This is a genomic window from Rhizobium vallis (assembly GCF_003985155.1).
GTDB lineage: Bacteria > Pseudomonadota > Alphaproteobacteria > Rhizobiales > Rhizobiaceae > Rhizobium > Rhizobium vallis.
The window spans coordinates 57209-69407 of record NZ_ML133693.1 but is presented as its reverse complement, the minus strand read 5'-3'; the positions used below and the strand labels follow the sequence as shown (position 1 = coordinate 69407).

The 12199-nt window shown below is 61.1% G+C and carries 12 protein-coding genes; 11 read left to right on the top strand and 1 reads right to left on the bottom strand.

Annotation, left to right across the window (positions count from 1 at the left end):
- The first annotated feature begins 447 nt into the window (after window positions 1-447).
- The 3 genes from EFQ99_RS21710 to EFQ99_RS21700 are packed head-to-tail and all read left to right on the top strand — an operon-like array spanning window position 448 to window position 3507.
- Complete coding sequence (locus EFQ99_RS21710) at window positions 448-1746, top strand: CmpA/NrtA family ABC transporter substrate-binding protein (RefSeq protein WP_126923285.1); 1299 nt, start codon at window positions 448-450, stop codon at window positions 1744-1746.
- A 57-nt stretch (window positions 1747-1803) separates the two neighbouring features.
- Complete coding sequence (gene ntrB / locus EFQ99_RS21705) at window positions 1804-2697, top strand: nitrate ABC transporter permease (protein ID WP_126923284.1); 894 nt, start codon at window positions 1804-1806, stop codon at window positions 2695-2697.
- A gap of 12 nt (window positions 2698-2709) precedes the next feature.
- Entirely contained in the window at window positions 2710-3507 is a 798-nt protein-coding gene (locus EFQ99_RS21700; protein WP_126923283.1) for an ABC transporter ATP-binding protein, read from the top strand.
- A 64-nt stretch (window positions 3508-3571) separates the two neighbouring features.
- Here the strand turns inward: EFQ99_RS21700 and EFQ99_RS21695 are convergent, their stop codons facing one another.
- On the bottom strand, window positions 3572-4264 hold the full coding sequence (locus EFQ99_RS21695) for a GntR family transcriptional regulator (protein WP_126923282.1): 693 nt from the start codon (window positions 4262-4264) through the stop codon (window positions 3572-3574).
- A gap of 335 nt (window positions 4265-4599) precedes the next feature.
- Here EFQ99_RS21695 and EFQ99_RS21690 point away from each other — a divergent pair, with 335 nt between their 5' ends.
- From EFQ99_RS21690 to EFQ99_RS21655, 8 genes are all read left to right on the top strand, one after another.
- Complete coding sequence (locus tag EFQ99_RS21690) at window positions 4600-5730, top strand: BMP family ABC transporter substrate-binding protein (RefSeq protein WP_126923281.1); 1131 nt, start codon at window positions 4600-4602, stop codon at window positions 5728-5730.
- 21 nt (window positions 5731-5751) lie between these two features.
- Complete coding sequence (locus EFQ99_RS21685; protein WP_126923280.1) at window positions 5752-6882, top strand: ABC transporter permease; 1131 nt, start codon at window positions 5752-5754, stop codon at window positions 6880-6882.
- Window positions 6882-7808 (top strand): ABC transporter permease, encoded by a 927-nt coding sequence (locus EFQ99_RS21680; RefSeq protein ID WP_126923279.1) that lies wholly within the window; start codon window positions 6882-6884, stop codon window positions 7806-7808. Before EFQ99_RS21685 ends, EFQ99_RS21680 begins: the two co-directional genes overlap by 1 nt.
- A gap of 104 nt (window positions 7809-7912) precedes the next feature.
- Window positions 7913-8614, top strand: a complete 702-nt coding sequence (gene biuH, locus EFQ99_RS21675) for a biuret amidohydrolase (protein WP_126923507.1) — start codon at window positions 7913-7915, stop codon at window positions 8612-8614.
- Complete coding sequence (locus tag EFQ99_RS21670) at window positions 8611-10161, top strand: ABC transporter ATP-binding protein (RefSeq protein WP_126923278.1); 1551 nt, start codon at window positions 8611-8613, stop codon at window positions 10159-10161. The genes biuH and EFQ99_RS21670 overlap by 4 nt, the downstream gene beginning before the upstream one ends.
- Complete coding sequence (locus EFQ99_RS21665) at window positions 10161-10829, top strand: cysteine hydrolase family protein (RefSeq protein ID WP_126923277.1); 669 nt, start codon at window positions 10161-10163, stop codon at window positions 10827-10829. The genes EFQ99_RS21670 and EFQ99_RS21665 overlap by 1 nt, the downstream gene beginning before the upstream one ends.
- On the top strand, window positions 10822-11169 hold the full coding sequence (locus EFQ99_RS21660) for a cupin domain-containing protein (RefSeq protein WP_126923276.1): 348 nt from the start codon (window positions 10822-10824) through the stop codon (window positions 11167-11169). The genes EFQ99_RS21665 and EFQ99_RS21660 overlap by 8 nt, the downstream gene beginning before the upstream one ends.
- 363 nt (window positions 11170-11532) lie before the next feature.
- The gene (locus EFQ99_RS21655) at window positions 11533-12198 is read left to right on the top strand and encodes a L,D-transpeptidase (protein WP_126923506.1); all 666 of its coding nucleotides are present in this window, start codon (window positions 11533-11535) and stop codon (window positions 12196-12198) included.
- The last annotated feature ends 1 nt before the right edge of the window (window position 12199 follow it).

The following is a 12199-nucleotide window of genomic DNA, read 5'->3' as shown; positions in this document are numbered from 1 at the left end:
ACTCGCCGGCCTTGAAGCACGAAGCGACTCGCGACGGTTCCGTCGCGCAAGAAGGTGATCAACCGTCGGGAATCCCTTCGCAGCAGCATTGGAATGGTATTCAATCTCGAGTGCATTGCACAATTGAGGGCTTTCACAGACGCAATTGCAGCATCGAGTGCTTAAAACATCGGCGAATAGCAATATTGCCCAAGAAATAGACGTTCGCGAAAAAGCGAAAATTTCATTTCTTTGTCAGTTATTTGCCGGACTCATGAGAACTGGCACGCCGATTGCAGGCCTCCTAAATGCATCGGTCAACGGCGACCGGCGCAGATAGGCGCGGCATAAGCGCTTACATTCGACACCGACGTCGCAAGGATTGCCATCCGGGATTCTCCTATCCCGTGGACGCATTCCGGCGGCGTTTTTTTGTGTCCAAATTCAGCCAGCAGAGGGAACCTGCGCATGACAAAGAATTCGACACCCGGCATTACCCGCCGCAGCATGCTCAAGACGACTGCGACGGCCGCCCTCATCGGCGCCGTCAAGACTGCCTTTCCATCTGGCGCCTTCGCAGCCGGGCCTGGCCCTGAAGTGAAAGGCATCAAGCTCGGCTTCATCGCGCTCACGGATTCCGCGCCGCTCATCATCGCCAAGGAGAAGGGCCTTTTCGACAAGTATGGTCTTCCGGAAGCGGATGTCGCCAAACAGGCGTCCTGGGGTGCGACCCGTGACAATCTCGTGCTGGGCGGTGCGGCCAACGGCATCGACGGCGCTCATATCCTCTCGCCGCTTCCCTACCTCATGCATACGGGGAAGGTAACGCAGAACAACAAGCCGGTGCCGATGGCGATCCTTGCCCGGCTCAATCTCGACAGCCAGGGCATTTCCGTTGCCAAGGAATATGCGGACACCGGCGTGCAGCTCGATGCCTCGAAGCTGAAGGCCGCGTTCGAAAAGAAAAAGGCAGAGGGCAAAGAGATCAAGGCCGCCATGACCTTCCCGGGCGGCACTCATGACCTCTGGATCCGCTACTGGCTCGCCGCTGGCGGCATCGACCCGAACAAGGACGTTTCGACCATCGTCGTACCGCCGCCGCAGATGGTTGCCAACATGAAGGTCGGCAACATGGACGTCTTCTGTGTGGGCGAGCCTTGGAATGAGCAGCTCGTCAATCAGGGCATCGGCTTCACCGCGGCCACCACGGGCGAGCTCTGGAAGGGCCATCCTGAAAAGGCGCTGGGGCTCCGCGCCGAGTGGATCGAAAAGTACCCCAATGCCGCCAAGGCTCTGCTGATGGCCGTCATGGAAGCGCAGCAGTGGTGCGACAGCATGGACAACAAGGCGGAGATGGCAGAGCTTCTCGGCAAGCGCCAATGGTTCAACGTGCCGACCAAGGATGTGCTCGGCCGCCTCAAGGGCGACATTAATTATGGCAACGGTCGCGAGGTCAAGGCGACCGATCTCTATATGAAGTTCTGGAAAGACGGCGCCTCCTACCCGTTCAAGAGCCACGATACCTGGTTCATGACGGAAAACATCCGTTGGGGAAATCTGCCGGCGACGACGGATGTAAAGGCGCTGGTCAACCAGGTGAACCGCGAAGACATCTGGCGCGACGCCGCCAAGGATCTCGGCATCGCTGCCGCCGACATTCCCGCATCGTCTTCCCGCGGCAAGGAGACCTTCTTCGACGGCAAGGTCTTCGACCCTGAAAATCCCTCCGCCTATCTCGACAGCCTTTCGATCAAGGTCGTCTCCTAATCCGCCTTCCAGCGCGCGATGAGCGCGCTGGCCCGTTTTCCCGTGAGGAGCGCGCCGATGTCCGCCCTGGCAAATCAACACAATCCCACCGCGACCGCCGCCGCCAAGCCGGCGGCAAGGGTCCTGCCGTTTTCCGGCAAACATGCACCGTGGATCGACTTTCGTCATGCGGGGCTGACCGCACTTCGCAATGTCGTTCCGCCGGCCGTCGTCCTGGCGCTCCTCCTGCTCGTCTGGCAGGTGCTGTGCTCGTCGACGGATGCGTCTCTACCGTCACCGCATCAGGTCTGGCAGGAGAGCTATGACCTGATCGCCTATCCCTTCTTCAGCTACGGCTCCCAGGATATCGGGCTTGGTTGGCGCGTGCTCGTTTCGCTGCAACGCGTTGCCTACGGCTTCGGGCTTGCCGGGGTGGCCGGCGTCATCATCGGAGCTGTTATCGGACAGTCGGTCTGGGCGATGCGCGGCCTCGATCCGATCTTCCAGGTGCTGCGCACGGTTCCGCCGCTCGCCTGGCTGCCGCTGTCGCTCGCAGCCTTCCAGGATTCCAGGCCTTCGGCGATCTTCGTCATCTTCATCACCTCGATCTGGCCCGTCATAATCAACACCGCGGTCGGCGTCCGCAACATTCCGCAGGACTACCGCAACGTCGCTAAGGTGCTGCGCCTCAACCAGTTCGAATTTTTCCTGAAGATCATGCTGCCTTCGGCCGCGCCCTACATCTTCACGGGCCTCAGGATTGGCGTCGGTCTTTCCTGGCTTGCGATCGTCGCGGCGGAAATGCTGACCGGTGGCGTCGGCATCGGCTTCTTCATCTGGGACGCGTGGAATTCGTCGCGCCTCCCCGACATCATCGTTGCGCTGGCCTATATCGGCATCGTCGGCTTTGCCCTCGACAAGCTGGTGGCGGCACTCGGCAACCTCGTCACCCGCGGCGCCATGGCCAATTGAGGAGCGCGACTTATGAACGCCTATCTGAAGCTCGACCGTATCGACAAACATTTCGACCGCGGCGGCGTGCGCGCCGAGGTCCTGAAGGACATCAACCTGACGATTTCCGAAGGCGAGTTCGTCTCGATCATCGGCCATTCGGGCTGTGGCAAGTCTACCCTGCTCAATCTCATTGCCGGCCTGACACCGGTTTCGGCAGGCGCCGTGCTCCTCGAAAACCGCGAGGTCAACGAGCCGGGTCCCGAACGCGCCGTCGTCTTCCAGAACCATTCGCTCCTGCCCTGGCTGACGGTCTATGAGAACGTCAATCTCGCCGTCTCCAAGGTCTTCAGCCGAACGAAGACCAAGAGCGAGCGGCATGACTGGGTGATGGCCAATCTCGACCTCGTGCAGATGGCGCATGCCAAGGACAAGCGACCTTCGGAAATATCAGGCGGCATGAAGCAGCGCGTCGGCATTGCCCGCGCGCTTTCAATGGAGCCGAAGATCCTGTTGCTCGACGAGCCGTTCGGCGCCCTCGACGCTCTGACCCGAGCCCATCTTCAGGACGCGGTGATGGAGATCCATAGCCGGCTCGGCAACACGATGGTGATGATCACCCATGATGTCGATGAAGCGGTGCTGCTGTCCGACCGCATCGTGATGATGACCAACGGCCCGGCGGCCCGCATCGGCGAATTGCTCGACGTAACCATGCCCCGCCCTCGCAATCGCATCGAACTCGCGTCCGATCGGGCGTATCTCAAATGCCGTGAAGCCGTGCTGAAGTTTCTCTATGAACGCCATCGCTTCATCGAGGCTGCGGAGTAGACGCCGCACATAGCCACGGTGGTTTTGGCCGCCGTGGCTTTCCAGCGGATCCGTGGGCCTGATTTCAGGCGTCGCGCACGCCCGGCTCGCCGGCGGTTGCGAATACCGCGCTGGCATCGCTGACAATCTCGACATGGGAATAAGCCGCCTGCGCAGCGGCGGCGCCATCGGCTCGCATGATCGCGGTCACGATGCGGCCGTGCTCCTCATAGGATTTCGCCAGGCGTCCGGGCAGACGGAACTGCGCCCGCCGAAAGGGCGCCAGCCGCGCCCGCGTCTGGGTCACCATCTCGAAAACATGATCGTTATGCGCGCCGCGATAAAGGCGGGTATGAAATTCGGTGTTGTGAGCTGCATATTCCTCTTGCGCGCCGGTATGCACGAGCCTCATCGATGCCTTGTGATCGAGCTCCAGCGTGCGCCGCTCATCGACTGTCATGCGCTCGGCCGAGAGCCTGGCGCAGATCGCTTCGAGTTCCGCCATCGCCTCGAACATGGAATGCAGATAGGTTTCCGTCACGTTGGTGACGACGGCGCTGCGGTTCGGCTCCCGGTCGACAAGCCGCATCGCCCCGAGCTCACGAAGGGCCTCACGCACCGGTGTGCGCGATACCTCGAAACGAGCCGCCAACGAGACTTCGTCAAGCTTCTCTCCGGGCAGCATCTGCCCGGTCACGATCATGTCGGCAATCGCACGCACCATCTGCTCGACGGTGGTGCCTGCCCTGATGATCTCTTTGCGCCTGACTTGCTTCAACGAATGATTCTGCGCCGTTGTTGTTGCATACACATGCCCGCTCAAGACAGCAAAGTCAAATGCGAGCCTATATTATTGATTTAACTTATATAATCTAAATAACATTGTTGGATTGCATAGCATCTCCCGCTCTCAGATGCAGATGCGTGACGATTTTCTAGGCGGTGAATAATTTTTGATCTAATTTCGAGGTGAAATTGCATGCACATTGCAATGTGCCGTTACTTGTCAAAAATTTTTCGTTTTGAATCAATAGATTAAAATCTGGCACAGCCATTGCATACACTTTTCCGTAACCAATTGAAACGGCAAAACTGCCGTAAGGGAGCATTCCGATGACCAGACTCCTTTCCATGAAACGACGCCATTTCCTTCAGGCTTCTGCCGCCGCCGCCGCCGTCTTCGGTGCAGCGCCTGGTCTCCTCTCTTCGCGCGCATCTGCGCAGACCGCTCTGACCGTCGGCTTCATCTATGTCGGTCCCAAGGATGACTATGGATATAATCAGGCGCATGCTGAGGGTGCTGCCGCCGTCAAGGCGTTGCCCGGCATCACCGTCGTCGAAGAAGAGAACGTTCCCGAGACCGTGGACGTTCAGAAGACGATGGAATCGATGATCAATCTCGATGGCGCCACCCTGCTCTTCCCGACCTCCTTCGGCTATTTCGATCCGCACATGCTGGCGATCGCCGCCAAATATCCCGATATCCAGTTCCGTCATTGCGGCGGGCTGTGGCAGGAGGGCAAGCACCCCGCCAATACCGGCTCCTATTTCGGTTATATTTTCCAGGGCCAATATCTGAACGGCATCGCTGCCGGCCATGCGACGAAGAGCAAGAAGATCGGCTTCGTGGCCGCCAAGCCGATCCCGCAGGTGCTGCAGAACATCAATGCCTTCCTGCTCGGCGCGCGCAGCGTCGATCCGACCATTACCTGCCAGGTGATCTTCACCGGCGAATGGTCGCTTGCAGTCAAGGAGGCGGAAGCGACCAACGCGCTGGTCGACCAGGGCGCCGACGTCATCACCTGCCATGTCGACAGCCCGAAGGTGGTCGTCGAGACGGCTGCCGGCCGCGGCGCCTTCGTCTGCGGCTACCACGCCAACCAGAGCCCGCTTGCGCCGGAGAAATATCTCACAGGCGCCGAATGGGCCTGGGGCAATGTCTATAGCGGCTTCGTCAAGAAGGCCCAGGCCGGCGAAAAGCCCGGCAACTTCGTGCGCGGCGGCCTGAAGGACGGCTTCGTGAAGATGAGCGCGCTCGGTCCCGGCGTTTCCGAGGAGGGCCGCAAGGCATTCGAGGCGACCCATGCCGACATGATGAAGGGCGGCTTCTCGGTCTTCAAGGGACCGCTGAAGGACAACAAGGGCAGCACCGTCGTCACGGCCGACAAGAGCTACGCGGAAGATGCGATCGAGCTCGAAAGCATGGACTACCTGGTCGAGGGTGTCGTCGGGTCCACGGTGTAAACCGCAACAGGGAGAAGCGCCATGACCGTTCAGGCCAACGATCCCGCAATATCGGCCGCTTCCGACAGGCCGGCCTCGCTGCGACCCATGTTGGAGTGGATCGCGCGCCGGGCCGAACCTTTGGTCATTGGCCTTGCGGCCATCCTGATCGGCCTCGGGCTCTTCTCCCTCTTCATCCTGGCAGTCGGCAAATCGCCGGCCATGCTCTTCCAGCTCATGTACACCGGCGGCTTCGGCAGCTGGTTTTCGGTGCAGAACAGCCTAAGTCGTGCCGCACCCCTTCTCCTGACGGCACTCTGCGTCGCCCTGCCCGCCCGCCTCGGCCTTGTCATCATCGGCGGGGAAGGAGCGGTCGTGCTGGGCGGCGTTGCCGCCGCGGCCATGGCCATGCCGCTTGCCGGCACCGCGCCTGTTTTTCTCACCCTCACTCTCATGGGCATTGCCGCCATGGTGGTTGGTGGCATCTGGATCGGGCTTGCCGGCTTCCTGCGCCACTATCGCGGCGTCAACGAGACGATCTCGTCGCTGCTCCTTTCCTATATCGCCATCGCCCTGATGAACCAGTTCGTCGAAGGGCCGCTGCGCGATCCCGCCAGCCTCAACAAACCCTCGACCAAACCGCTGCCATCAGAATACCTGCTCGGCAACATCCCCGGCATGGATGTGCATTGGGGCCTTGTGATCGGCATCCTCGCCTGCATCTTCTCCTGGCTCCTGATCGAGGTGACGAGCTTTGGGTTCGCCGCCCGCATTGCCGGCGGCAACGTGCGCGCTGCCCAGATCCAGGGCTTGCCGGTCGGCAGGCTGATTGCCGGCTTCACGGCGATCGCCGGCAGTTTTGCAGGTCTTGCCGGCATGATCGAAGTCGCCGCCGTGCAAGGCAGCGCCAATGCCTCGCTGGCCGCGGGCTACGGCTATACCGGTATTCTCGTCGCCTTCCTCGCCCGCCACAATCCACTGGCGATCATCCCGGTCGCGATCATGCTCGGCGGCATCGATGCCTCGGGCGGTCTCATCCAGCGCCGCATGGGCCTGCCGGATGCCACCGTGCTCGTGCTGCAGGGTACACTCTTCATCGTCATCCTCTTTTGCGAGACCTTCTACGGCCGCTTCAAGATCTTCAATCCCGACCTCTGGAAAAGGAGCCTCTGATGGAAGAGACGGGCATCGGCATCTGGGGTGTGCCGCTCGCGATCCTGGCAGGCGCGATCCGCGTTTCCACTCCCTTCATTTTCGTCAGCCTTGGTGAGACGATCACCGAGCGTTCCGGCCGCATCAACCTTGGGCTGGAAGGCACGCTCGTCTTCGGCGCCATGACGGCCTACGCCGTCGCTGTCATGACCAACTCGCCCTGGCTCGGCGTGCTCGCCGCCATGGCGACCGGCGCCGTCTTCGGTCTCGTGCACGGCTGGATCTGCAAATGGCCGAAGGTGAACGACATCGCAATCGGCATCGCCATGATGCAGTTCGGCCTGGGCCTCGCCTTCTTCCTCGGAAAGTCCTTCATTCAGCCGGCCGCGCCGCATCTGCCGTCGATCCCCTTCGGCTCCTGGTCGAACCTGCCGCAGATCCAGGCAGCGCTGAACATCAATATATTGTTCATCCTCGGCGCCTTGCTTGCCTTCGGCCTCTGGTGGGCCTTCAGGAATACGCGGGTGGGCCTCATCCTGCGCGTTGTCGGCGACAGCACGGATGCGGCCCGCGCCATGGGCATCAACCCGGATCGCGTCCGTCTGCTGGCCACCGCCGTCGGCGGTTCGTTGGCGGCGATCGGCGGCGCCTACCTCTCGCTCTATTATCCCGGCTCCTGGAACGAGGGCATTTCTTCAGGCCAGGGCCTGATGGCCGTGGCGCTCGTCATCTTCGCCCGCTGGAATCCGATCGGCTGCTTCCTGGCTGCCCTGCTGTTCGGCGGAGCGGGTGCGCTCGGGCCTGCGCTGCAATCGATCGGCGTGACCCAGGGCTACTACCTCTTCTATGCCGCGCCCTACGTGCTCACCCTCATCATCATGATCGCGACCTCCTCGCCCACACGTTCGCTTGTCGGTGCGCCAGGCGCGCTGTCGCTGACAAAATGAGGAGGCGGCAGCCCATGTCCAGCCTCGGTGAACTGAGCCGATCGAATTGGTCGAACCGCTGCGGAAGAACATTCAAACCCGCGGGTGAATAGGAGATGAAGACGATGGACGCCATGGTCGAGACCAAAGGACACTATATCGACGCTGATCCCTATCCCTGGCCCTACAACGGAGCCCTGCGGCCGGACAATACGGCCCTCATCATCATCGACATGCAGACGGATTTCTGCGGCAAGGGCGGTTATGTCGACCACATGGGATACGACCTGTCGCTGGTTCAGGCGCCCATCGAGCCGATCAAAAAGGTTTTGGCCGCCATGCGCGCCAAGGGCTATCACATCATCCATACCCGCGAAGGCCATCGGCCCGATCTTGCCGACCTGCCGGCCAATAAGCGCTGGCGTTCACAGCGCATCGGCGCGGGCATTGGCGATCCAGGCCCATGCGGACGCATCCTCACACGCGGCGAACCCGGCTGGGACATCATTCCGGAGCTCTATCCGGTCGAGGGCGAGACGATCATCGACAAGCCCGGTAAGGGCTCTTTCTGCGCCACCGATCTGGAACTGATCCTCAACCAGAAACGCATCGAAAACATCATCCTGACCGGGATCACGACCGACGTCTGCGTTTCCACCACGATGCGCGAGGCCAACGATCGCGGCTTCGAATGCCTGCTGCTCGAGGACTGCTGCGGCGCGACCGATTACGGCAATCACCTCGCAGCCATCAAGATGGTGAAGATGCAAGGCGGCGTCTTCGGCTCCGTCTCCAATTCCGCAACGCTCGTGAGCCAGCTGCCATGAGCACGATCCGCGACACCCCGCTTCCGCAATCCGGCAAGGCCGTCGGCATCGACACGATCGACATGACGATGCGTTTTGGCAGTTTCACCGCGCTCGACCATGTCTCGATCAAGGTGCCCTCGGGCAGCTTCCACGCCCTGCTCGGTGAAAATGGCGCCGGCAAGTCGACGCTCGTCAAATGCATCATGGGCTTCTATCACGCGACATCGGGTTCTCTTTCCGTCGATGGTCGCGAGGTGGCGATTGCCTCGCCCAAGGATGCTGCGAGTTATGGCCTCGGCATGGTGTATCAGCACTTCACCCTGGTTCCGTCGCTGACGGGTGCCGAAAACCTCGTCATCAGCCGCGCGGAAGTCCCCGCCATCATCAACTGGGCCAAGGAGCGGAAGGATCTTTCCGCCTTCATGGAGCGGATGCCCTTCAAGATCCCGCTCGAGCGGCCGGTGAGCGAGCTTGCCGCCGGCGAGAAGCAGAAGCTCGAGATCGTCAAGCAGCTCTATCTCGGCCGCTCCTTTCTGGTCCTCGACGAGCCGACCTCGGTGTTGACGCCGGCGGAAGCCGACGAGATGCTCGGCCTCGTGCGTGGGATGACCGAGCGCGGCGAACTGACCGTGCTGATGATCTCCCACAAGTTCCACGAGGTGACGAAATTCGCCGATGCCGTCTCGATCCTGCGGCGCGGTAAGCTGGTCGGCACAGGCAAGGTCGGCGAGCTCTCCACCGCAGATATGGCGGCCATGATGATCGGGGACGTCAAGCTGGCAAAGCTCGATACCCGCATTCCAGTCTCCGAGAGCGCCGAGCCGGTACTGAAGGTCGAACAGGTGAAGGCGCCGGATCGTTCCGGTCTCAAAACCATCGAGATCGAAAATCTGATGGTTCGTTCCGGCGAGATCGTCGGCATTGCCGGCATCTCCGGCAATGGCCAGAAGGAACTGACGGAAATCCTTGCCGGCCAGCGGCCGGCCGATAGCGGCCGCGTCAGCGTCAAAGGCGAGGCCTACGGCGCGACACGTCGCGAGACGCGCAAGAACAATGTCCGCTTCATCCCCGAGGAGCCGCTGCAGAATGCGTGTGCGCCGCGCATGACAGTCAGCGAAAATCTCGCCTTTCGGACCTTCGACCTGAAGGGGGACGGCAAGGACGCGATCTGGCTGAACAAGGGTAAGATGAGGAAGCGCGCCACGGCGCTGATTTCCGACTTCAAGGTGAAGACGGCCTCGTCTTCCTCGCCGATTGCCTCGCTTTCCGGCGGCAATGTGCAGCGCGCCGTGCTTGCCCGCGAACTCACAGGCGAGGTGGATCTGCTGATCGTCTCGAACCCGTGTTTCGGCCTCGATTTCTCCGCCGTTGCCGAGATCCGGGCCCGCATCATGAAGGCCCGCAATTCCGGCGCGGCCGTGCTGCTGCTCTCCGAGGACCTCGACGAGCTGCTCGAGATGTCCGATCGCATCTTGGTCATTTCCGAAGGTAGACTGGTCTACGAGACGCCGGCGCGCTCGGCTGACATCGGCGTGATCGGCGCCCATATGGCGGGGCATCACTGATGGCGGAGATCAAGGCAGAACCCTTCGCGTTTCCGGTGAAGCTCGACCGGCTCGCCCTCATCGTCATCGACATGCAGCGCGATTTCGCCGAGCCGGGAGGCTTTGGCGCCAGTCTCGGCAATGATGTCGGCCGCATCACCAGGATCGTGCCTGATGTCAAACGTCTCATCCAGGGCTTCCGTTATGCCGGACTGCCGGTCATCCACACGATGGAATGCCACAAGCCCGATCTTTCGGATCTGCCGCCGGCAAAACGCGACCGCGGCAATCCCACACTCAGGATCGGCGACGAAGGCCCGATGGGCCGCATCCTCATCTCCGGCGAGCCCGGCACGGCGATCTTGCCGGAGCTTGCGCCGGTCAAAGGCGAAGTGGTTATCGAAAAACCCGGCAAGGGCGCTTTCTATGCGACCGAACTCGGCGAAGTGCTGCAGCAGAAGGGTATCAAACAGCTGGTTTTCGCGGGCGTGACGACCGAAGTCTGCGTGCAGACAACCATGCGTGAGGCAAACGACCGCGGCTACGAGTGCCTGCTCGCCGAGGACGCGACGGAAAGCTATTTTCCGGAGTTCAAGGCCGCAGCCATCGCCATGATCCGCGCTCAGGGCGCGATCGTCGGCTGGACGGCTCACATCGACGACATATTGGAAAGCATCGCCAATGCCTGAAACCACCCGCGAACTGCTGACGTCAGGCGGCTGGAGGGATCTCGAATTCAGTCCGTTCCGCGATCAGGTGACGATCCACTGGATCCGACCGTTCGAAGGCGACCAACCAGGCGTGGCGCTCCTGAAATACGAAGCCGGCGCCGCTGTTCCCCGCCATCGGCATGAGGGGCTGGAAACCATTCTCGTGCTCGAAGGTGTGCAATCCGACGAAGCGGGCGATTACGGCCGCGGCAGCTACATCGTCAATGCGCCCGGCACCGAACATTCGGTCTGGAGCGATACCGGCTGTGTCGTGCTCATCCAGTGGGACCGGCCAGTGAAAATACTGGAAGAGAACTAGCATGAAGCCGAGGATATCGTCCGTCGATATCCCTCGCTTTGTGATTTTTATCGCAGCAGCGGCAGCGCTGTAGAGGAAGGTCCGGCACAAACATATTCCCCGGCCGAACACCCGCGACCGGCAGCCCTCGGGACTCCAGGCCACGGGGAACTCATGCGCGAACTGGTCACCGCGGTCAGTGGGCGGTCGGGTGCGTCGTCGTGCTCACCAGCGGATTGCCGGCACGATCGCCTACCGCAATCAGTAAGACGTTCTTTGCTCATCAGTCTCTTAAAAGGACCGGCGAAAAGGAGTTTTCTGTTGTCGCATTCGAAAAATCTGATTTACTGCGGTTTCGCTGCTTGGCTTTGGGGGATATTGCCGATGGAGTGGACCCGCAGGGATATTGTGCTTGGCGGTTTGGCGTTACTTGGCGCCGGCGCTCTTCAGAAACCGGCATTCGCCCAGGCGTCTTCCTATTTTGCCGGCACCGCCGTCGACAATGGCGTGACGTTTCGAGCGACGAACTTCGCCAAGATCGACAAGCAGTGGCACCGCCAGGTCGTCAAATATTTCAGCAGCGAGCCGATCGGCACCGTCGTCGTCGATACCAGACATCATTTTCTCTACTTGATCATGGAAAACAAGACGGCCATCCGTTATGGCGTCGGAGTCGGCCGCGACGGCTTCAAATGGTTTGGGCGCGCCACGATCGACGCTAAATCACTTTGGCCGCTCTGGACGCCGCCGCCGGAGATGCGCAAGCGCCATCCCGAACTGCCAGAATCCGTGGCAGGAGGCTCACCGAAGAATCCACTCGGCCCCCGCGCCATGTACCTGCATCGCGATGGGGTCGACACTGGCTATCGTTTCCACGGCACGCTGGAACCATGGAGCATCGGCAAGGATGCCTCCAGCGGCTGCATCCGCATGTTCAACGAGGACGCCATCGATCTTTACCAGCGTTGCCCGATCGGCACCGCCGTTCAGGTCCTGCCGCACATTGCCGACCAGGCGCCTCCAGTCACCGAAGTAACCGCGGTCGAATAAG